The sequence below is a fragment of the Collinsella tanakaei YIT 12063 genome, from assembly GCF_000225705.1.
Lineage (GTDB): Bacteria > Actinomycetota > Coriobacteriia > Coriobacteriales > Coriobacteriaceae > Collinsella > Collinsella tanakaei.
Genome location: NZ_JH126467.1, coordinates 352,763 through 374,649, shown reverse-complemented (window position 1 = coordinate 374,649; position 21,887 = coordinate 352,763). Strand labels below are relative to the sequence as shown.

Here is a 21,887-nt window from a genome sequence, read left to right as displayed (position 1 = left end):
TACTATCCACACTATGAAAGGTGGAAGCTATGCCTCAGCTTGAAAACGCTAGCATCGATTCATATTTGGACGATTCGTATAAGGGTGCTTCGTTGTGCGGTGCGGTCCCATCGGACGCGTCCGTTCGCGTTGTTCGCGCACTGGAGGATGCCGGTCTTGAAGCGTGGTTTGTTGGCGGATGGGTTCGCGACGCCTTGCTGGAAGCGCCTTCCCATGATGTAGATCTTTGTTGTTCCGGTACGTGGCGGCAAAGTGAAGATGCCTTGCTGTCCGCTGGAGTGGACGTTGTCCGTAGCGGCATTCGCTTCGGTGGCATCACCGCCATCGCGGACGGTGAGCGCATAGAGGTCACGGCGTATCGAAAAGACGGCTTTTATACCGATGGCAGGCATCCGGAAGATGTCGTTATGGCGTCTTCAATCCTGGATGACCTTGCTCGCAGGGATTTCACTATCAATGCCATGGCGTGGCATCCAGCGCGCGGTCTTCTTGATATGTACAACGGCGTCTCTGACCTTTCTCAGGGCCTTGTTCGCGCGGTTGGCGTAGCCCGCACTCGCTTCGAGGAAGACGCCCTTCGAATGCTGAGGGCCGTTCGTTTCGCTTGCCGTCTCGATTTTGCCATGGAGGCTCAGACCGCGTCGGCTCTTTCCGAGTGCGCTCATCTTCTTGTTTCGGTTGCCCGGGAGCGCGTGGGGATCGAGCTTTCGGGCATTTTGGCTACAAGAAGGGGAGGGGACGCGATGGTCCGCTACCCCGATCTTATGTGCGCCGCCATTCCAGAGCTTCAGACATGCCGCGGTTTTGACCAATGTACGCGTTACCATGCCTTTGATGTGTACGACCATATTGCTCGCGTCCTCACCGTTGCCGGCGAGCTGTCGGCATTTCGCATCGATGGCGGGGATCCATCTTGCGAGGTTTCCCCGACACTTATGTGGTCGGCGTTGCTTCACGATATCGCCAAACCCGATTGCTTCACTGTTGATGAGGCGGGCCGTGGTCATTTCTATGGTCATCCCGAAGCCGGAGCAAAAAAGGCACGCGTAATCATGAAGCGGCTCGGACTATGCGACAACCTGGTCCGCGACGTCTGCCTCCTTATCTCCTATCACGATCTTCCCCTCTACCCTGAGCGGTCTAGCCTTCTTAAGGGCATGTCGCTTTTTGCAGGCGAGGGCAGGGACGTTCCCCGCCTTATCGGCGAGCTGTTCGACCTTAAGCGCGCGGATACATTGGGTAAGGCGACATGCTGTTTTAGCTACGTGGAAGAGATAGAGCGGATGCGCGAGATGGTTCGTGAGCTTGTGGCCAATGGCGATGCCTACAGCATAGCCACGCTCAATCTAACTGGTCGGGACCTTATTCAAGCCGGGGTCGAGCCCGGCCCCAGAATAGGGCAGTTGCTTGACAGGGCACTCGACGCCACTATCGCTGGGACGGCTCCCAATTCAAAGAATGACTTGCTCGCGTATCTTCGTCTTGCCTAGGCGGGCGTCTCGCTGCTATTGGTCCGGCGCTTCGCAACGTGGGGCACTACCAATCACTGCGTGTGTGTACAAATGTAATTGTCCCATCGTGTTATCTAGAGTAGGATTATTCACACTACTGGTAACACGATGTGACAACATCGTAACACTCATTGGGGTCAGCTCATGAATCACGCCGTTTCATCTCGTCCAATCAATAGAAGGACATTGGTTGGAGGGTCGCTTGCGTCTGCAATTTCACTTGCAGCATCTACTGGTCTTGCGGGCTGCTCCGGCTCTGGTAGCGTTGATCCCGCCGGGTCTTCCCCTGTCGATCGCGATCACACCGTCACCATTGCGATGAACGCCGGCAGCGAGCCTGCCGCGGGCTTCGACCCCTTGGTCGCGTGGGGGTGCGGCGAGCACGTGCATGAGCCCCTCATCCAATCCACGTTGGTCACAACCAACGACCAGATGGAGATCGTCGGCGACCTCGCGACGAATTATTATTGCTCGGAAGACGGGTTGGTGTGGACGTTTGAGCTGCGCGACGACGTCAAGTTTACGGACGGCGAGCCTCTGACGGCTCAAGATGTCGCCTTCACTATCAACTCGGTCGCCCAGGGCGATACGTCCGAAGCGGATTTGTCCATGGTCGATACCGCCGTCGCCACCGACGACCATGTCCTTGAGGTCCGCCTCAACAAACCCTACAACGCCCTTCTGTTCACCCTTGCGGTGCTAGGTATCGTCCCGGAGCACGCCTACGGGGAGGATTACGGGTCCGCCCCCATTGGATCGGGCCGCTACATGCTCGAGCAGTGGGATAAGGGCCAGCAGGTCATCTTTACCGCCAACCCGGATTACTACGGCGACAAGCCAAATATGGAGCGCGTGGTGGTTGTGTTCATGGCCGAGGACGCCGCTTTTGCTGCCGCCAAATCCGGTCAGGTCGATATCGCGTTCACCTATCCCACGTATTCGGAGCAAACCATCGATGGCTTTGAGCTCGCGAACTACAAGACGGTGGACTCGCGCGGCATCTCGCTGCCAACCCTCGCCGCCGGCGCCACCAAGGTTCTCGAGGGCGACATCGCCTACAATGCAGGCAACGATGTCACCTGCGATATCGCGATCAGACGCGCCATCAACTGCGGAATCGACCGCTCCAGCATGGTTGAGCACGTGTTGAACGGATATGGGCACGTCGCATATAGCGTGGGGGACGGGATGCCTTGGTCCAGCGATGATATGGTTGTTGATTACAACCTTGATCGCGCCAAGCAGCTTTTGGACGAGGCGGGGTGGAGCGCGGGCTCTGACGGAATCCGCGAGCGCGATGGCGTTCGCGCCGCATTCGACGTCTGGTACTCTTCTGACGACTCGGCTCGCCAGGCCCTTGCAAACGAGTTTTGCAATCAAGTACTCGAGCTGGGTATCGAGGCCACGCCGCGAGGCGCTAGCTGGGATGAGATCTACCTGCATCAGTTTGAATCACCCGTGCTGTGGGGCTGGGGCTCCAATGCGCCGGTTGAGGTGTACGAGCTGCACTATTCCACGGGCTGGGGCAACTATCCCTGCTACGAGAGCGAGATGGTCGACGCTTATCTTGACCAGGCGCTGGCTCAAACCACCCTTGAGGAATCCTATTCGTTTTGGAAGAAGGCCATGTGGGATGGTGAAGAGGGTGTGGCCCCGCAGGGCGCCTCGACCTGGTGCTGGATCGCCAACGTGGACCATCTGTATTGGAAACGCAGCGGCCTGGATGTGGCGAAGCAAAAGCCGCACCCCCACGGCCACGGTTGGTCTTTGGTGAACAACGTCGACACCTGGTCTTGGTCCCGGTAGTCATTTCTCGTCCGCTTTGTCCATACGGCCCGCGCCCGTTCGTGGCGACGGGCCTTGTCCTTGTTGGGAAGTCTTTTGAGACCTCGTTCATCTTCGTTATCCCCGCGCGTCGACGGCTCAAAACTCCGTTGGCTGTTGGCAACGGGGGCCCGCTTCGCGCTGCTGCTTATCGCCGTGAGCTTCATTACATTTCTACTTGTTGGCATGTCGCCCATCGATCCCGTGCAGGCAAATGTCGGGCAAGCGGCATACCTTACCATGAGTGCTGAAAAGAGGGCTGCGCTCGCGGAGCGCTGGGGCGTTGGCCAAAGCGTTCTCGCGCGCTATGCTGCATGGGTTTCCGACGCGCTGGCCGGAGACTTGGGGTACAGCCTTAGGTACAACGCTCCCGTTATACAGGTTGTTGCCGAAAAGCTTTCCTGTTCCATCGTTTTGCTCGCCGTCGCGTGGTGCATATCGGGCATTGCGGGCTTTTGCCTTGGGGTCGCCGCCGGTGCAAAGCGCGGGACCGCGGTCGATACCGTTATCAAGGGATACTGCTACGTGCTGTCGACGTCCCCTACATTTTGGCTGGGCCTTATCGCCCTCATGGTGTTTTCCGTCCAGTTGGGCTGGTTTCCGCTGGGCTTCTCCATACCTATAGGTGAATCGTCCGCATCCGTGTCGCTTGCGACCAAGTTCTATCACGCGGCGCTGCCCGCGCTGGTCTTGTCGCTGACCGGCGTCGCCAGTATCGCCTTGCATACGCGCGAGAAGACCATCGACTTCCTTGCGTCTGATTACGCGCGGTTCGCTTCTTCGCGCGGCGAGTCGTCTTGGTCCGTCCTCGTCCACCACGGGTTGAGGAATTTGGCCATGCCGGCCATTACGCTGCAGTTCGCGTCGATTGGCGAGATCATCGGTGGGTCGGTCTTGGTGGAGCAGGTCTTTTCCTACCCCGGGCTTGGGCAGGCGGCTGTCACCGCCGGTCTTGGTGGGGACGCACCCTTACTCGTTGGCATCGCGCTTGCCACGTCATGCATAGTCTTTGCGGGAAACCTCATCTCCAACCTCATTCAAGAGGTGCTCGACCCCCGCGTGAAGGGGGGATTGTTCCATGCAGGACAACTGTAGCGCCTGGCCCGAGCGCTCGGGCCACCTTTTGCATGACGGCCGTCACGCAAGTGCGCTGACAGGGCGGCGCGCATTGCTCGTCTCCATCATCTTATGTTGTGCCGCGCTCGTCATCATTGTGGCTCTAGGGCCCATGCTGCACGATACCGCGGTCCGCGCCGACTTCACGCTCAAAGGCCTGGGGCCAAGCCTCGTCCATCTTTTTGGCACAGACTGGATGGGACGAGATATGCTTGCGCGAACCGTGTGCGGTCTTTCCACCTCTATATACATCGGCCTCATCGCCGCGCTCGCTTCCTCTGTTATTGCCTTTCTTCTGGCTTCGATCGCGTCATTTGGTGGGCGCTTCGCGGACGCCGTGGTGTGCTGGCTTATCGACCTGGTTATGGGCATCCCCCATATCGTGCTTTTGGTCCTCATAAGCTACGCCCTGGGTCGCGGTGCGTTGGGCGTCTTCGTTGGCGTCTCCGTCACGCACTGGCCCAGCCTTGCCCGCGTCCTACGTGCGGAAATGCTGCAGGTCCGCAGCGAACCCCATATCCAGTGCGCGCGTTCCCTTGGTTCAAGCTGGCCCGCTATCGCGTTTCGCCATATCTTGCCCGCGGTGCTTCCGCAGTTTGTCGTTGGATTGGTGCTGCTGTTTCCCCACGCCATCTTGCACGAGGCGTCCATCACGTTTCTGGGTTTCGGGCTTTCTCCGGAGGAGCCGGCGATCGGTGTGATCCTATCCGAAGCCATGGGTTACCTGTCGTCCGGCTCTTGGTGGTTGGCGGTCTTTCCCGGGCTCGCGCTGCTGTTCACCGTGCTGTTGTTCGAGAAGGTGGGCTCGTCGCTTCGAACGTTGATTTCTAAGGAGGGGGTGCAGCTATGAACAAGGAACCATTGAGGCATGGACCGCATCATGATAGCGAGTTCCACCATCACCATTCCCACGCTGCGACGTCAGCGCATCCCGGCGAACACCACCTGCTGGCTATCGAAGACCTTTCGGTTGGCTTTGAGATGTACGAACCTGATGCGTCGTATTTCTCCGCTGGCAAAATTATCGCTCCGGTGGTTCATGACCTGAACCTGTCCGTGCATAAGGGCGAAGTTCTGGCGCTTGTAGGCGCGAGCGGGTCGGGCAAAACCGTGCTGGCCGACGCTATCATGGGTTTTTGGCAGCCAAATGAAATCGTGTCTGGAACTATCTGGTTCGATGGCGAGCGGCTTGATGCGGGCCGTATCCAAGCGCTTCGCGGCAACGGGCTCTCCATGGTTCCGCAAAGCGTCTCCAACCTCGACCCTCTCATGCCCATCGGCCGACAGGTGATCGGTGCACCACGGGGGGCGACGCGCCGTGAGCGTCGCGCTTCGCTTGAAGAGCGACGGCCCCGTATGAGGTCGCTATTCGCCCAATACGGGCTTGGAGCCGACGTGGAGTGCATGTATCCGCACGAGCTGTCTGGAGGCATGCTCAGGCGCGTTCTGTTGCTTTGTGCGCTGATGGACGATCCTCGCCTCATTATTGCCGATGAGCCCACGCCGGGATTGGATTTGGATTTGGCCCTGCGCGCCATCGGTGACTTGCGCCGTTTTGCCGATGCTGGCGGGGGAGTGCTGCTGATCACGCATGATATCGAGCTTGCGCTGCGATGTGCGGACAGGGTCGCTATCTTCCACGCTGGAACCGTTGTCGAGGAAACCTCGACCGCCTCGTTTGCCTCTCCCGATCGTCTCGACCATTCATTTTCGAAAGCGCTGTGGCATGCGCTTCCCGAGCACGACTTTTTCAACTCGCCTGATATCAGTAGCAAAAGGCGGTGATGCCTGTGACACTCATAGCATCTGGAGTAGCATATCGGCACCCTTGCGGTGACATACTGTTCTCTAACATTGACCTTACCGTGAGACCGGGCGAGCGGGTTGCCATTTCAGCCCCTTCTGGTACGGGCAAGACCACGCTCTGCCGCATTTTGGCCGGATATCTTAGGCTATCGCAGGGAACAGTTGAGATTGACGGTGCCAACATAGAAAGCTTCGCTGGGCGTCCCATGCCTGTGCAGCTGCTGTGGCAGCAACCAGAGCTCGCCTTCGATCCTCGTGCCAGGGTGTCCAGGTCGCTTGAGGATGCCGGGGCGGTGTCCAAGCAGTCCCTAGAGCGACTCCTTGACAGATTCGACGCGAAGGCATCCTGGCTCAATCGATATCCGCATGAGCTATCGGGCGGTGAGCTCATGCGCCTTAGCATGGTGCGGGCCCTTTTGGTCGATCCCGCCTACCTTATCGCCGATGAGGCTACGGCCATGCTCGATGCTGTGACTCAGGCGCAGCTGATGGGGGAGATGGTGCGGCTGACGGAGGAGGGCCTGGGTCTCATCTTCGTCTCGCACTCGCCTTCCTTGGTACGTCGTGTCTCCACCCGCGTGTTCAGCCTTATCGATACACCTCTCTGACCTGCGTACTCCATAAGGTGAACACAAATACAAACTTTTTTGAGGTTCACGCTTGCGTCTGGGGGAGACCTCCCGTATTATGTTTTCTCGCGCTGAGGGGCGCAGACAACAACCGATTGGGATGTCGTCTAATGGCAGGACAGCGGATTCTGGTTCCGTCAATGGGGGTTCGACTCCCTCCATCCCAGCCAAGTTGTTTGCTCCTTCTAGTTGGCCCGTTCGTCTAGCGGTTCAGGACGCCGCCCTCTCAAGGCGGAGATCACCGGTTCGAATCCGGTACGGGCTACCATGAGTTTTCGGGACACTCAGATAGTCCCATTACATATTTGGCCCGTTCGTCTAGCGGTTCAGGACGCCGCCCTCTCAAGGCGGAGATCACCGGTTCGAATCCGGTACGGGCTACCAACAGTTTACAGGCCGGGTATCCGGCCTGTTTATTTATCTAAACTCGCAATCTCCGCTTCTATAAGTATGTCGACAATTCTTTGATGGTTGCGGGGATGCTTTGAATTCGTCTTTGCGGTACAACCACGCGCCCGTTGCGCATCATCAAACGTACAATAGGGATGTAACTCTCTAGGGACCTTGTAGGAGCACTATGGTTGACTCGACCAACACAGCCGCCCCCAAGCCTCGCGTTGACGCGCAGCCCGCAGGCGGCGACGACCATAAGAGCGCGCGCCGTGGAGCAATCTTCATCGGCTTTGCGCTTCTCTGCTTTGTCGTGTATCTGGTTGCAACCGGCCAGGTTGCTCAGTTCATGGATGCCATGAAGAACGTTCAGGCTCCTTGGCTTGTTGCCGCCTGCGTCTGCATGCTTCTCTATCTCATCTTCGGTATCGCCGCGTATGCGATCGCCGTCTGGCTCGATCCCAACTCTCCCGTGGGAATTCGCGACCTTATCTCGGTCGAGGCGAGCGGCATCTTCTTTGGTAACCTGACGCCCATGATGATGGGCTCCACGCCCGCGCAGATCTACCGCCTCACCAAAGCCGGCCAGAACGTGGGTGAGGCTGGAGCCACTCAGTTCACGCGCTTCATCGTCTACCAGTTCGGTTTGGTTGTTTGGGGAGCGATACTGCTCGCCGCCCGCATGCCGTTCTTTTTGGAGCGCTATTCGGACGTCCAGGCGCTAACCATCCTGTGCTTCTTCAGCTTTGGCGGGCACGTCATGATCCTGCTCATGATTTTCGCCATCGCCCTTATGCCCAAGACGGTTATACGCGTGGCCCATTGGGGCCTTACCATCCTTGCACGCGTTGGCGTCTCCACGGCCAAGGTAGAGCGCTGGCGCGCCTTTGTTGACGGCGAGGTGTATTCCTTCTCCGAGAAGTTCAAGCTCTCGGCCGGCCACTTCAGCTCCATGGCGCTCACCGTGGTCATCACCTTGCTGCAGCTTGCTTTCTTCTACTTGGTCCCGTATTTCATCATGCTGGCGTTTGGCAAGCACGATGTCGATTTCCTCTCCGTCATGGCGGCCTCGGCGTTTGTTCAACTCTTGAGCTCCGCTGTCCCGCTTCCCGGCGGCACAGGTGGAGCCGAAGGCGGATTTGCGCTGTTCTTGGGACACTTCTATGGCGAGGCGGCCACGGCCGGCTATCTGCTATGGCGTCTGATCACCTTTATCGCGCCCACCATCCTGGCGGCGCCCCTTTTGGGTCTTAAGAGCGCGCACAATGAAAGCATCCACGCGCGTTGGGATCGGCTTGTCGGTAAGCCCAAGCAGAAGCGTTCGGGCAAAAGGGGTGCGTCCCACGGCGCCACACCGCATCATCATGCAAACACTGTTTCCGTCGCGCTGCATGAGGTCGAAGGCGCCAGAGCGGCCCAAAGCGCCGCGGAATCTCCCGCTGCCGCTCCTGAGTCCAGTGCGACCACGGTAAGGCCTTCTAGGGCCTCTCACGCACGCGTCCTTGTTCGCAGGACGTCTGAGGGCATCACCGTATCTCCGACGATGATGAAGAAAAAGCGCACCGCCAGCAAGCGCTAGGATTAGTCAGAACATAGATAGGGAAGAGCCCCGTCCACCTGAGCGCCCGTTATGAGGGCTGGATGGACGGGGCGTTTATTCGTTTCGCAATAAACGAGTTCGGTAAAAAACGGGAGCGCCCTAAACGCGCGTATGCGCGCAAGGGTGCTCCCGCCTCATGGTTGCTCTAATGCAAGGCTTACTGGTAACGGAGACATTCCACCGGATCGAGCTTTGCCGCACGGCGCGCGGGATAGTAGCCAAAGACAAGGCCGATTCCAATGGAGAGGCCAACGGCGAGCAGGATTGTCTGCGGGGAGATGAGGGGCGTGATGACTCCCGAGGTACCCATGCTCGACGTAAGGTCCATCGAGCTTGCCACCGTGGCCAGCCCCCATGCGATGGCGAAGCCCGCGATGGTTCCAATGATGCCGCCGGTCACGCACAGCGCTGCCGACTCGGTAAGGAACTGGGCGGTGATGTCTCGCCTGGTGGCTCCAAGCGCGCGCCTGATGCCGATCTCGCGGATGCGCTCGGTCACGTTGGTGAGCATCATGTTCATGATGCCTATGCCGCCCACCAAAAGGGAGATGCCGGCGACGGCGCCCATGATGAGCTGGAAGGACATCATGAAGCTGTTGAGCGAATCGATGGAGGACTTCATCGAGTAGCAGTAGATCATATCCTGCGCCTCGTCCTCTGAATAGCCCATGATGGTCGCGAGCTTGGTGATGGTCTCGCTCATCACGGCGTCTACGTCCTCGCCCTCGCGAACAAGGCCGATGACTTGCGATAGATACTCGTCCCCCTGGTTGAAGTCATTTAGGACCGTGCCCATGGGAAAGTACGCTTGCATGTAGTCCTCGCTGGGGTATTGCGATTCAGAGACGCCCACAATGAGGTAATCGCGGCCGTCGAGCTCGACGGTTCTACCCACAACAGAAGCTTGCGGGTCTCCAAAGAGCATCTTGATGCCATTGCGCTCGATAATGCATACGCGAGCATCGGCAGACTCCTCTTGTTGGGAGAACAGACGACCTTCAACTAGCTTGAGCTGGCCCGTCATCTCATAGTATTGGTTAGAGGCGCCGGTGATGCTTATGCTGATGTCCTTGTCGTTCACCTTTTTTTGGGTATAGGACATGGCCGTGCCCTCGATGGCCTCGTATGACGGCATGACGGCTTTGAGGTCGTCGACGGTGTCTTGATTCATGGTGCTCGCAGCGGAGATGTAAACAAGGCGCGCGGCGTTGAGGCCAAGGCCGCTTACCAGGTTGTTTCTCACGCCACCGATGAGCGAAGTCATAGCGATCACCGAAGCGATGCCTATGACTATGCCCAAGATGGTGAGCAGGCTGCGTCCCTTGTTGGCTTCGAGGGCTCGAACCGCTTCGCGGAGCAAGTCGCGCGCGTTCATCGTCCACCTCCCGTTGTACTGATGATGCCGCTGGTGTCTTCGTGGTAGAGCCTGCCGTCACGTATGGATACGATGCGGTCCGCCTCGGCTGCCACGTGTGAGTCATGGGTGATGAGGACGATTGTCTTGCCGGTGTCCTTCAGCTTATGGAAGGTCTCAAGCACCATGCGGCCGGTGTGCGAATCCAAGTTGCCGGTGGGCTCGTCTGCCAGGATGATGGCTGGGTCGTTGACCAGGGCGCGGGCGATAGCGACGCGTTGCATCTGACCGCCCGAGAGCTCGTTGGTGCGGTGGTCGTAGTGGTCGACCGGCAGGCCAACCGCCTGCAGGGCGTGAACGGCCATCATCTCGCGTTGGAAGCGCGGGGCTTGCGTGTAAGCCAGGGGCAACATGACATTGTCGAGCACGCTCATGCGGGGCAGGAGGTTGAAGCTTTGGAATACGAAGCCAATACGGGTGGCGCGCACCTCTGCAAGCTCGTCATCGACCAGCTCCGCGACGTTGAGCCCTTCCAGAAGGTATGTTCCCGATGTGGGCGTATCGAGGCATCCCAAGATGTTCATGAGCGTTGACTTACCGGATCCGGACGGGCCGGTAATGGCGACGAACTCACCGGGCCGCACGCTAAACGTGATGTTGTGCAGCACGTGGGCAAAGCCGGCGTCAGACTCGAAGATGCGATGGATGCCCCGTATATCGATGACGGGTCTGGCCATTAGAGCATCACTCCGGAGGAGTCAGCGGACATGCCGCCGTCGATGCCCGTATCGCCGGTGGCGCCAATCAGCAGGATCTCGCCGTCGGTGACAGCGGACTCGGGCAGCGATGCGTTGGGATCGGTCTGGTTAGGGTCGCCCTGCGGTTCCTCGCCATCGGGCGCCGGTTTGCCTATGACGGCGAAGTCATCGTTTTTTGTCACAACGGTCACGTCGCGGCGCTCGGATGCCTGCGTCTCGGCATCGGTTTGCACCATTACGTAGTAGTTCTGCCCGTCGTCGGTCATAAGCGCCATCGAGGGCACCATGATGACGTCATCGAGCTGCTCGGTGACAAGGGATACCTTTGCGGTCATGCCGGGCTTGAGGCGGTAATCGGGCTTCGCGATCAAGATGTCGACGTCGAAGCCCACGGAGCTGGAACCGTCATAGCTCATCGTACCGCCGTCCGCGGATGCGATCGAGGCGATGCCGGTCACGCTGCCCTGCAGGGTGAGGTCGGGAAACGCCGGGAAGGTGACGTTTGCGGTTTGCCCCACGGCGACCTTCGCGATGTCCTCCTCGCTCACCTGGACGGTGACCTTCATCTGGGACAGGTCCGCGATCTGCATAAGGGACTTTCCGGATTCAACGCCGGTTGCAGAGGCGCCCACCTGAGCGTTCATCTCCACGATGTTGCCGTTGCACGGCGCGGTTACTGTGCGCTCCGCCGCCTTGGCGACGGCCTGGTCGTATCCCTCTTGCGCGGCGGCGAGGGCGCGCTTCGCCGCATCGACGTTGTCCTGGGAAACCTCGTAGGTGGTGTTGCCCCCTTCATCGACTACGTCGGTGCCGCGCTTTGCGGTCGCGAGATCCGCCTTGGCGGCCTCGACGGAGCGCGCGGCCTCGGCGATCGCGCGGTCGAGCTCGTCGTTCTTGATGGTCATCAGCACATCGCCTTTGGCGACCGCCTGCCCGGCGCTCACGTTGACCGTGGCGATGGTACCGTCGATGGTGGGGGAGACCACGGTGGAGGAGAGCGGCTCCAGGGTGCCCTTGGCGTCCACCTCGTTTGAGTAGGTGCCGCGGAACGCGGCGTCTGTAATGGGCACGTATGCATTTTCAGCGGGAGGCTGGTTGAGTGCGCTATAAGCTACGCCGCCGATAGCGACGATGCCGATGGTGATGCCGGCGATGATGGCGCGGTGCACAAGCTTCTTCTTGCGGCGCTCGGCGCGGCGGGCCTTCAGCTTCGCATACGCCTCGGCATCCGAAGCGTCCATGCCCATCTCGCCCTGCGTTGTCTTGTCGCTTTCCGCCGTCATAACCGGCATGGTTACGGTTGCGCTGGCGTCGGGATCGTCAGCGGGCTTGCCCGGTTTGATAACAGGAATAAGATTGGCCAGTTTCGAGGGTTTCTCGGAATCTGGAATCGGCTTGTCGCCCATGGTGGATCCTATCTAAAAGGTCGATTGCGTCGCAAAATCGATAGAGTCTATACCAGTATGTTCGATGATACCTATAGACGTGCTGGGTGCGTTCACGATTTAGGTGACAGTACCATCATAAAGGCTGAGGCGCTCTTAGGCTAGGTCCTCGCGCAGCGATTCCACCACGTTTCCAGCACTGCTTTTGCGCAGCGCGTAGACGGTGCTGATTGCGAGCACAAAAAGGACCTCCAGCGCCGCCAGGGCGATCCATGCCGGCGGCAGGGCAAACGCGGCATCCACAAGAACGCCCCCTGCGATAAACAGCAGCCCGCCTATAGCTGCAAAGGCAAGTATGAGACCCAGCGCCAAACCGCGAACTGCGTAGCTGGCACATTCGCGGACGATCATCTTGCGAAACATCTTGTTGTCCATGCCTATCGAGCGCAGCACCGCGAAATCGCGCCTGCGTAGCACAAACGAGGTCGAGATGGTGTTGAACACATTCGCGACGGCGATAAGCGTGGTAATGCCTGCAAAGCACCCCGTGAAGATCTTGACGGACAGAATGATGGCGCGTTGTGTCCGCGTGGATTCGGTGGCATCGTTGGCGGAGCCATACGGATAGACGGCGCGGTTGTTGAGCATGGTGTTGAGCTCGCGCGACAGTTGCTCGGTTGTCTGGCGGGGGTTTGCGGAGGCAAACGAATACGTGATGGAAAGGGGGAACATGTGATAAGCGCCGTTGCCTTCTCCACTGGGATAGAAGGAGAAGGGGTTGTTCTCGCTCCATCTCGATTCAAGCGAGATGCCCGCCGCCTGCTCTTGAGCGCGAACGCTGTCCACCGTGGGTGTCGCGGCGTTAGAAATGGTTGCAAGCGCGCTTATCGGCAGGATGATCATGGGGGAATATACGCCCGTGTCCTCGGCGCATGCGGGGGCGGTGTCGGCGATGGTGCCTATGGGCACCTTGTAAGTTCCTTGCACAGCGTCTTCTATGGGGCGGCGTATCACCGTCGCGTCTTCGTCGTAGAGATAGTATTCCATTTCCGGTTGGCCGTCTTTTGCAGCTTTGATGGCATTGGGCGATGACTGGTCGATAGCCTGGATACACGTGTAGAGCGTCGCCGTGCCGGTGTTGGAAAAGCTTTTCACCACGTAGCGCTTGCCATCCCATTGTTGATATGCCCCGTTAAATCCCACGGCAACGGGATTGCCTGCGTCGCAATACTGGTCCGCATCTAGCCCTAGCGATTCTATGTACGCACGCCAGGATTCATCGTCCACAAACTGTATGTGGATGATGCCGTAATATGAATCATCGATAACGGTGGGAGCGTCATCAGAAAGGATGTCTGTCTCTTTTTGGATGGTGTCGAGCGCCTGCGGATTATAGGTCCCGCTTGAAAGGCTGCCGTAGCTGGATATAAAGGATGAGTAGCCAACCAGGGTCGCGTCGCTTGCGTTCACAAGTTTATCTCCGACCGTGTGGACGTCTGCGAGTAGGTCCGCAACCGTTTCATCCTGTTGGATCTCGCGGTCGAGATACGCCGTTATGTCCACGCCCTGGGTTCCCACAATGTCGACAACCTGTTCCAGGTATTGGATCAGAGCGCCGCTAAGGACTAGCAATGCGACCGAGATAGCAAGTGAGAGCACCGCGATGCGGCCCTTGGGGTTGGGTCGGTTGAGGTTTCTGCGCGCCAGGAGGTGCGCCACGCCGCCGAGAGCCAGATAGGCCCTATCGATTCGCTGCGCAACGGCCTGCCTGATTCCTTTGGCCCATATTGGCAGGATCCGGGCGGTGCGCTTGCGGAGCCCCGCCTGCGTACTCCGCGAATCCCGAGGCTGGCGCAGAGCATCGATGGCAGAGGCCTTGCTGGCACGTATGGCGGGCACTGCGGTTGACGCCAGCAGCGTCACGGCCTCGACGGCGACGATGCCAAGGAGGATGGGGGCTGTCACCACGATGTTGACGCTTGCATTGGTGGTTTCGATGGCGCCGTTGCCGTAGAGCAAGGCGAGCAGGCCGTCTTGAGAGAGCGCGAACGCGGCGCGCGTGCTGGCTATGCCAAGCAGGATGCCCGCAGGGATTCCCACCAGGCCCAGCACCGCCGCTTCGGTGAAGATGGCGACCCGTAGCTGTTTCTTGGATGCGCCTATGGACGAGAGCAGGCCAAGCTGCCGGGTACGCTCCGCGATAGATATGGCGAACGAGTTGTAGACCAGCGTCACCGACGCCGCGAGCACGATGCCCGAGAGTAGGCATCCTATAGCCCAAAAAGCGGCCGACGCGGGCGTGTCTTCGGTGAGGCCCTGATAGGTGAGCAAGCTGTTGTGCAGCGTTGCCGAAACCGTTCCGTTGTCCGCATCGAACCTATGCGCCAAACCCTCTATCTCCTGATAGGTCTTGAGGCCGTCCGCGCGCACGTAGAGCGTTGAATATATAGGCTCTATGCCGCCATCGTCATACGTGATGAATGAATATCCAGCCGGACTGTTCCAAAACTCATTCTGGGTGCCCTCCATGGAGTACATGCCCACAATGGTGAAGGTGCGCATAGGGGCGATGTCGACCAGCTCTTCGGTTACGTTGCCCTGTTCATCGATCTGCACCGAGTAGTTCTCGTCCAAATATATAAGCTGGCCATCTGACGTCATCTGTCGCTTTCCCAGGGCCATACCAACGGTAGCGCCAACCATAAAGCTGTTTGATTGCTCGAAGCCGTCCGTATCGAAGCCCTCATCATAGGTGTAGCCGCGAAGGGACTCCGGGATGATGATCTCATGGGAGTTTTGGGGCAGGCGCCCCTCTGCCAAAGCGATGCTTGGAAGCACCTGGTCATCCTGGTTTTTCTTGGAAAGCGACGAGAGCGAGAAGTACGTGAAGTAGCCGTCATCCTCTTCTGCGGAATCGGCGAGCGCGTAACCGTAGCGCTCGACCTGGGCCGAGGCGGTAACGCGGGTGTCTGCGAGGGTGTCTTGCACATCGTTTTGCGAAGCGTCGGTATACGCGACCTGCCAGGAACCAGAAGCGGCAATGGTGGAGGTGATCAGTAGGTTGCTAAGCGTTTCCACCGAGGTGAAGATGGCCGTGAGCAGCAAACTTGAAAGCACTATGCCGCATAGCGACACCAGCGTGCGCACGTAGTTGACCTTTAGGGTGCGGGCGGCAAGGCGGTAGAAGATGTTCATAGCATCAGCCCTGATGGCTATCGCTGACAAGGCGGCCGTCTTCAATCGCGATCACGCGGTCTGCCATAAGGGCGATGTCCTCGTCATGGGTGATGACGATCAGCGTTTGCTTGAGGCGCTTGTTGGAGTCGCGCAGCAGGTGCATGACCTCGGCGGAGTTTTTGCCATCGAGGTTGCCCGTGGGCTCGTCAGCAAGCACGATGGCGGGGGAGTTCATAAGCGCACGACCCACCGCGACGCGCTGCTGCTGGCCGCCGGATAGCTGCGAGGGCATATAGTGCTCGCGGCCCGAAAGCCCAAGCGCGCGTATCAATTGTTCCAGGTGATCCTGGTTGACCTGCCGGCCATCCATAAGGACGGGCAGTGTCATGTTCTCGACGACGTCGAGAATGGGGATGAGGTTGTAGAACTGGTAGATAAGGCCGACTTCCCTGCGTCGAAAGACGGCGATCTGCTCGTCGCTGCGCTGGTAGATGTCCTGCCCCTGGACGTAGACGGATCCAGAGGTTGGACGGTCGACGCCGCCGATGATGTGGAGCAGCGTGGACTTTCCGGAGCCGGACGACCCTACGATGGCGATGAATTCGCCCGCTTCAACCGTAAACGATACATCGTCCAGCGCGCGCACAGCGGTGTCGCCGTCGCCGTAGATCTTGGTGAGATGTTCGACCGAAAGTATGCTCATTCTCGTCCTTAGTATGGTGTGGGGCCGTGCCGAGTCTTGCTTAGGCTCCCCCGTTATATGACACCTACCATACTGTATGGACGGGCTTTCGGCCATATGACCGCCACATGACTATTCTGTCACGCTTGGTCCTGACACATTGCTAGTTGATCTGCTTCGAGAGGTCGGTCGCGGCCATTCCCTGCGTGGGGTCTTGGCGCTTTTCAAGCAGCGGGCTTTCGGGATCGCTCCACAGGTCCTCGGCAACGCTCTTCCAAGCTTGGGCGTACTCGCGCGTTTTATCGCGCAGCTGTTCGGGAGACTCCTTTTCGACTAGGTCGGTCGATACGGCGCCGGACTCTTCCACCATCTTGGGCAGCATGTCGGGGTTTTCCAGCATGGGGCAGGGCATAAGGTGGTTCGCGTTGAACGGCTGCTGGCGGTAGTACTCCATAAAGAGGGGAGAGCGCAGCGCATCGAGCAAGGATACGTTATGGATGTTGACGTTGGAGTAATGGATGAACACGCAGGGCTCCACGTCGCCCGCGGCGTTGATGTGCAGGTACCTGCGTCCGCCGGCGATGCATCCGCCAACGTACTCGCCATCGTTTTGGAAGTCGAGGGTGAACAGCGGCTTGACCTCGCGCATCTTGCGGACAAACTGGTACATGTGGGTGCGCTGCTCCATGGTGGGCATAAGCTCTTTGGGCGCGCCGGCGCCAACGGGCATGTAGTGGAACAGCCAGCAGAACAGGGCTCCCTTGTCGATCATCCAATCAAAGTATTCCTCGCTGGCGATGGCGTCTGCGTTCTGGCTGGTCCAACATGCGGAGATGCCAAACGGAATGCCGCGGCTGTGCAGCAGGTCCATGGCGTGGTCTATCTTGTCATACGTGCCCTCGCCGCGGCGCGCGTCGGTGGTCTCACGGGTTCCCTCGGCGGAAATCGCCGGTACAAAGTTGGCGACGCGGATGATGTCGTCGCAGAACGCCTCGTCGATGAGCGTGGCGTTGGTGAAGCGCAAAAACACGCAGTCCTGATGCTTCTCGCACAGACGGATGACGTCTGCCTTGCGCACCAGCGGCTCGCCACCGGTGTAGATATAGATGTGGCAACCAAGCTCCTTGCCCTGCTGGATAATCGAATCGATATCATCAAACGTCAAATTAAGCGCATGACCGTACTCGGCGGCCCAGCATCCGGTGCACCTAAGGTTGCACGCGCTGGTGGGATCGAGAAGGATGGCCCACGGGATATTGCAACGATATTTCTCGCGCATCTTTTCCTGTTTTGGCCAGGCAAGGATGTTGGCGTCCGCGATGAGGGTTTTAAGAAGGCGCGAGCGCATCTGCGGATTGAGGTTGAAGACCTTCATCATCAGCTCGTACCAGTTGGTCTTGGCGTCGATCGCATGGGAGAACGCAGCACGCTGCGTGGGGAACACGTCGTCTGGCGTGAACTTGTTGACCAGCCCCATGATCTTTTCAATATGGTTCGCCGGGTCCTCGTCCAAATACTCGATGACCTTGTACAGTGCAAGACGTTCCGCAGCTTCGGTAATAGCCATAAGTACTCCTTCCAAGTGCGCAACAACTGTGGAAATAGTACTCACAAGTTGACTAAACCACAACTGAGGAATAGTCTAATATGTGTAAGCAACGAAAGTGAATGCGCTGTGGTGTATTCCACATCGCCCGTCTTGAGGTGGACCATGGGTAGAAACGCAAAGCATATCGATCGTCGCGTCCTGCGCAGCCGCAAGGCCATCATCGAGGCCTTTGATAGGCTCCTTGAGGAGAAGGAGCTCGACCAAATCACCGTCTCCGCGATTGCTCGCGAGGCCAATATCGATCGCAAAACGTTCTACGTGCATTTTGGCACCATCGACGGCCTTTTGGACGCGTTGGCAGAAGAGCGTGTGGACGAGATCTTGGACGTTATGGAGAACGCGCTTTCCACGGCGTCGCCCGACATGGAGATCGACGTTGCCATCGCCAAGTTCTTCGACATCGCCAACCAGGTGGTGTGCACCAAACTTGTCGATTCGGTGTGCCGTCGCAAGTCCTTCCCGGCGGACGAGCTGCTTACGCGCGTGCTCAAATCGTTTAAGGTCAAGCTGGTTGAGCGCGACATGCTGTTTGCGCAGATTCCGGACGCCCTGCTGGAGTTCCACCTTTCCTACATTATGGGCGGCATCATATCCATTTATAAGAGCTGGGTGAATTCCGATAGGTCGGTCTCTGTGGAGCAGGTTTCCCAGATAGCGCACGAGTTGATCATGCATGGATTGGACTCGCTCAAAATCAGCCTGGCTGATATGAAAGAGCGCAGGGATCATGGAGCGCCCGCGGCTTCGTGGTAGCATTGATGCGACCTGATCTATAAGCATTGCCCGCACGGTGCGGTAGGGGGCATCATGGCTGACAAGATTCTTCTGGTTGAGGATGATCCGCTTATCATCTCCTCGCTTACGGAGCTTCTGCATGCGGAAGGGTATGCGGTCGATACCGCGGATTCCCAGCAAGAGGCGATTTCCAAAGCCCTGGCTTCTTCTGCCGGCGTTGCGGGGGCATCCATCTACGCGCTGGTGTTGTTGGACGTCACGCTGTCATCCGGCAACGGGTTTGCCGTCTGCAGCGCAATCAAGCAGGCGGTTCCCAGCTTACCGGTCATCTTTCTCACCGCTTCCGACGACGAGTTCAACACGGTGACGGGCATCCAGATGGGTGCGGATGATTATATCGCCAAGCCCTTTAGGCCGCGCGAGCTCCTTGCTCGTATCGCGTCGGTCATTCGGCGCGCGCAGCCACAGCGCCGCGCGATCGCGCTGGGCCCCTTGGTTATCGATGCCGATAGGGCACATGTTGAGCGCGATGGCAAAGAGGTGCCGCTTTCCGCGCTGGAATACCGTCTTTTGCTGCTGTTCGCGCTCAACGCGGGCAAGCTGGTTTCACGCGACATGATCCGCGACGCCCTTTGGGACGATGCAGGCACCTATATCGAGGAAAATACGCTTTCAGTCTACATCAAGCGCCTGCGCGACAAGATCGAGGACGACCCCACGCATCCGCGGCTTATCGTCACCGTGCGCGGCCTTGGCTACAAGGCGCAAGGGTAGCGTGCGATGCTGCGGAACAGGGAAATCGCCCGCTTTGTGGCGTGCGTGCTTTTGGTCGCCATCTTCGCCGTTGCCGCAACCTACTGGTATGCAGGTGGCCTTGCGGCCGGGTGCGTGGCGGCGACCGCGTTGTTGCTCATGGGCGTGTTCGCGGTGTTCACCCGTGCGCGCTATCGCGAACTCTCGTCGCTCTCATCCAAAATCGATGCGATCCTCAACGGCAACCGCGATCTGTTCTTTGAGGGCATGCAAGAAGGCGAGCTGTCCATTTTGGCCAGCGAGCTCGATAAGATGGTGTCGCGCCTTCACGTAACGGCCGACCGGCTTGAGCGCGAGAGCAGCTCGCTTGCGGATTCGCTTGCGGATATCTCCCATCAGCTTAAGACACCCATGACATCGATGTCGATTATGTGCGAGCTCATGAAGACGCGCGTTCGAGAATCGTCCAATATCGGTGAGGACGATGTTCGCTACCTGCTCGACAAGCTTCGTTCCGTGCAGCTTCTGCAAGAGCGGGTGCGCTGGCTGGTATCGGTCCTTCTCAAGCTCGCGCGCATCGATGCGGGCGTGGTCAAGCTGGCGAGTCAGCGGGTCGACGCCGCCGCGGTTGTGAGGGAGGCCGCCGATTCGCTTGCCATTCCATTCGATTTGGCCAACGTTGAGCTGGTCTTGCATCTTGAAGATGGGTGCAGCTATACCGGCGACGCCGCTTGGAGCCGCGAGGCGGTCCTGAACGTGATGAAAAACTGCATGGAGCATGCGGGCGAGGGCGGCCGCGTGGAAGTGAGCGTGTCGTATGATGCGCTAGCATGCAGGATCTGCATCCAGGATACGGGTCCCGGGATCGCTCCAGAAGATCTTCCCCATGTGTTCGAGCGCTTCTATCGCGGCGAGGATTCTTCCGAGGCGACCGCGACCGACCCCTCTGGCGTGGGCATAGGGCTGTCGCTTGCCCAAAGCCTTGTCTCCGCGCAGGGCGGCGCTATCAAGGCGTCCAATGCGCGTGGGCGCGACGGAGCGGTTTTGGGAGCGCGCTTCGATATCGTCTTCTTTTCGGTAACCGTGTAGGCGCTCGCCGCATCGAAAAGCGCCGGAACCTCTGTAGCTAGAAGTTCCGGCGCCTTTGCATTACCAATGGACGATGACGCAGATGCCCTGTTTGACCAGATTGTAGAGCTCGCCCGCTTTATCGGGGGGCAGGTTTACGCAACCATGGCTTCCCACATACGTGTAGGCGTTGGGGTTGGAGAAACTAGCCGAAGACTGCCAGTCGGCATCGTGCAAGCCCACCGCACCGCCAATAAAGGGCATCCAATACTACACCGGGGTCTCGTACTCGCGCTCGCCGGTTTCCGGGTCGATCGCGCCGCGCAGCGTGATGTTGGTGCCGCACTGGTTCATACGGTACACGCCGGTGGGCGTGGCGTTGCCCTTGTTGGGGTTGCCCGTAATGCAGCCGGATTCCCATTGTAGGGTACCCGAGGCATCGTAATAGCGAGCGTGCTGCTCGGCGAGGTCGATGTCGACGTACTCCGCCCAGTCCTTCTCGCCCTGCTTGGTAAACACGGCGCCGGTGCTGGTGCAAGGGATCTCAAGGTCGCCGGTGGTCTTGTTGGCAACCGCGTCTTGAATCGCGCTGATCAGCTGGTCCTCGTCCACTTCCCAGCCGTACGTGCCGCCGTCGATCTGCACGGCCTTGCCGTCGGGGCGGGTGTAGGTGCGCGCCGTGCCCACGGTATCAAGGGTAGATGCCAGGGTGCGGGTCCACTCCTCAAGCTTCACGCTGTCAAGCGTTGGGGTAAGGGTGTCGTCAAAGGTGATGTACTGGGCAAGCGTCGAGCCGTCCAGCGTGCCCACGTCCATCCCGCCAAGCTTGAGGGAAAGGTCGGTCCCAATGAGCTCGTTGGCCTGCGCGCACGCCTGCGAAAGCTGCTCGTCGGTGGCGCCGGTGGCGAACTGCTCAAAATCATCCTGAGTAAGCTCAAGGTCGGTGTCAAGCATCGCGATAGCGCGAAGCGCATCCTGGTAGATACCATCGTCTTTAATCTTGACGTTCTTCTTTGCCTGCTCAAGCGTGAACGTTCCGGTCGAGGCGTCATAGGCGCTCGCCGCATCAAAGACGCCGCTGCGTCCCTGGTTGTAGGAGTCCACCGCCTCTTGCAGCTGGGCTTTGAACTGGGCCTGGTCAAACGTATCCGGCAAATCCGGGGCGTAGCCGTCGGTTTGGGATAATGTGGACGATGACGCGCTTGAGGAACTCAAGGATTCAAAGAGCTTTACCGGCCACATAAAGCTTTCGGCATGCTCCAGCATGTCTCGCGTCCGCTGGTCCGCATCGATGAGCGTTGTGGCGTCCGCCGGCTTATAGGTCCACGCGAAATCATTGCCCGTAACCGTAAGCGAATAGGAGCTCGCGGCTTTCTGCAGGCGCGTCGCGGCGTCTGCCTGCGGCAACCAGGAAACGTCGATGCCGGCGATCTGCGTGCCCGGGTAATAGCGGTTGGCGAAGATGTAGGCGCCCGCGCCATAACCGGCGA

General features: G+C 58.9%; 16 protein-coding genes, 3 tRNA genes and 1 pseudogene. 13 read left to right on the top strand and 7 right to left on the bottom strand.

Translation table 11 applies throughout. The features are described 5' to 3' along the window. The first annotated feature begins 29 nt into the window (after window positions 1-29). The 10 genes from HMPREF9452_RS01775 (at window position 30) to HMPREF9452_RS01730 (ending at window position 8,855) form a co-directional block, all read left to right on the top strand. Complete coding sequence (locus tag HMPREF9452_RS01775) at window positions 30-1,490, top strand: CCA tRNA nucleotidyltransferase (RefSeq protein WP_009140375.1); 1,461 nt, start codon at window positions 30-32, stop codon at window positions 1,488-1,490. Window positions 1,491-1,655: 165 nt separating this feature from the next. Then, window positions 1,656-3,317 (top strand): ABC transporter substrate-binding protein, encoded by a 1,662-nt coding sequence (locus tag HMPREF9452_RS01770; protein WP_050797604.1) that lies wholly within the window; start codon window positions 1,656-1,658, stop codon window positions 3,315-3,317. 75 nt (window positions 3,318-3,392) lie between these two features. Further along, the gene (locus HMPREF9452_RS01765; protein ID WP_009140373.1) at window positions 3,393-4,430 is read left to right on the top strand and encodes an ABC transporter permease; all 1,038 of its coding nucleotides are present in this window, start codon (window positions 3,393-3,395) and stop codon (window positions 4,428-4,430) included. Next, the gene (locus HMPREF9452_RS01760) at window positions 4,414-5,301 is read left to right on the top strand and encodes an ABC transporter permease (RefSeq protein WP_009140372.1); all 888 of its coding nucleotides are present in this window, start codon (window positions 4,414-4,416) and stop codon (window positions 5,299-5,301) included. Before HMPREF9452_RS01765 ends, HMPREF9452_RS01760 begins: the two co-directional genes overlap by 17 nt. Further along, the gene (locus HMPREF9452_RS01755; protein WP_009140371.1) at window positions 5,298-6,236 is read left to right on the top strand and encodes an ATP-binding cassette domain-containing protein; all 939 of its coding nucleotides are present in this window, start codon (window positions 5,298-5,300) and stop codon (window positions 6,234-6,236) included. Before HMPREF9452_RS01760 ends, HMPREF9452_RS01755 begins: the two co-directional genes overlap by 4 nt. Next, window positions 6,236-6,865: an ABC transporter ATP-binding protein gene (locus HMPREF9452_RS01750; protein ID WP_147568195.1), complete on the top strand. Its 630-nt coding sequence runs from the start codon at window positions 6,236-6,238 to the stop codon at window positions 6,863-6,865. Before HMPREF9452_RS01755 ends, HMPREF9452_RS01750 begins: the two co-directional genes overlap by 1 nt. Before the next feature lie 117 nt (window positions 6,866-6,982). Continuing rightward, window positions 6,983-7,056: transfer RNA gene (locus HMPREF9452_RS01745), tRNA-Gln, on the top strand. A gap of 21 nt (window positions 7,057-7,077) precedes the next feature. Then, window positions 7,078-7,154, top strand: a tRNA-Glu gene (locus tag HMPREF9452_RS01740). Window positions 7,155-7,193: 39 nt separating this feature from the next. Further along, window positions 7,194-7,270: transfer RNA gene (locus HMPREF9452_RS01735), tRNA-Glu, on the top strand. A 193-nt stretch (window positions 7,271-7,463) separates the two neighbouring features. Next, window positions 7,464-8,855: a lysylphosphatidylglycerol synthase transmembrane domain-containing protein gene (locus tag HMPREF9452_RS01730; protein WP_009140369.1), complete on the top strand. Its 1,392-nt coding sequence runs from the start codon at window positions 7,464-7,466 to the stop codon at window positions 8,853-8,855. A 178-nt stretch (window positions 8,856-9,033) separates the two neighbouring features. Here the strand turns inward: HMPREF9452_RS01730 and HMPREF9452_RS01725 are convergent, their stop codons facing one another. The 6 genes from HMPREF9452_RS01725 to HMPREF9452_RS01700 all read right to left on the bottom strand — a co-directional run bounded on the left by HMPREF9452_RS01725 (window position 9,034) and on the right by HMPREF9452_RS01700 (window position 17,799). After that, entirely contained in the window at window positions 9,034-10,251 is a 1,218-nt protein-coding gene (locus tag HMPREF9452_RS01725; RefSeq protein ID WP_009140368.1) for an ABC transporter permease, read from the bottom strand. Beyond that, window positions 10,248-10,967: an ABC transporter ATP-binding protein gene (locus tag HMPREF9452_RS01720; protein ID WP_009140367.1), complete on the bottom strand. Its 720-nt coding sequence runs from the start codon at window positions 10,965-10,967 to the stop codon at window positions 10,248-10,250. Before HMPREF9452_RS01720 ends, HMPREF9452_RS01725 begins: the two co-directional genes overlap by 4 nt. Beyond that, window positions 10,967-12,394 carry an efflux RND transporter periplasmic adaptor subunit gene (locus tag HMPREF9452_RS11175; RefSeq protein WP_009140366.1) on the bottom strand — a complete coding sequence of 476 codons (1,428 nt, stop codon included), beginning with the start codon at window positions 12,392-12,394 and terminating at the stop codon, window positions 10,967-10,969. Before HMPREF9452_RS11175 ends, HMPREF9452_RS01720 begins: the two co-directional genes overlap by 1 nt. A 135-nt stretch (window positions 12,395-12,529) precedes the next feature. Then, on the bottom strand, window positions 12,530-15,568 hold the full coding sequence (locus HMPREF9452_RS01710) for an ABC transporter permease (protein WP_009140365.1): 3,039 nt from the start codon (window positions 15,566-15,568) through the stop codon (window positions 12,530-12,532). Between the two features lie 4 nt (window positions 15,569-15,572). Continuing rightward, window positions 15,573-16,253: an ABC transporter ATP-binding protein gene (locus HMPREF9452_RS01705; RefSeq protein ID WP_009140364.1), complete on the bottom strand. Its 681-nt coding sequence runs from the start codon at window positions 16,251-16,253 to the stop codon at window positions 15,573-15,575. Window positions 16,254-16,395: 142 nt separating this feature from the next. Further along, entirely contained in the window at window positions 16,396-17,799 is a 1,404-nt protein-coding gene (locus HMPREF9452_RS01700; RefSeq protein WP_009140363.1) for a radical SAM protein, read from the bottom strand. A 144-nt stretch (window positions 17,800-17,943) separates the two neighbouring features. Here HMPREF9452_RS01700 and HMPREF9452_RS01695 point away from each other — a divergent pair, with 144 nt between their 5' ends. The 3 genes from HMPREF9452_RS01695 to HMPREF9452_RS01685 are packed head-to-tail and all read left to right on the top strand — an operon-like array spanning window position 17,944 to window position 20,418. After that, complete coding sequence (locus tag HMPREF9452_RS01695; RefSeq protein WP_009140362.1) at window positions 17,944-18,594, top strand: TetR/AcrR family transcriptional regulator; 651 nt, start codon at window positions 17,944-17,946, stop codon at window positions 18,592-18,594. 54 nt (window positions 18,595-18,648) lie between these two features. Beyond that, window positions 18,649-19,350 carry a response regulator transcription factor gene (locus HMPREF9452_RS01690; protein WP_009140361.1) on the top strand — a complete coding sequence of 234 codons (702 nt, stop codon included), beginning with the start codon at window positions 18,649-18,651 and terminating at the stop codon, window positions 19,348-19,350. A 6-nt stretch (window positions 19,351-19,356) separates the two neighbouring features. Further along, window positions 19,357-20,418: a sensor histidine kinase gene (locus HMPREF9452_RS01685; RefSeq protein ID WP_009140360.1), complete on the top strand. Its 1,062-nt coding sequence runs from the start codon at window positions 19,357-19,359 to the stop codon at window positions 20,416-20,418. A gap of 60 nt (window positions 20,419-20,478) precedes the next feature. Here HMPREF9452_RS01685 and HMPREF9452_RS12365 read toward each other — a convergent pair. Next, window positions 20,479-21,213, bottom strand: a pseudogene (locus HMPREF9452_RS12365) (L,D-transpeptidase family protein). Window positions 21,214-21,887 lie beyond the last annotated feature (674 nt).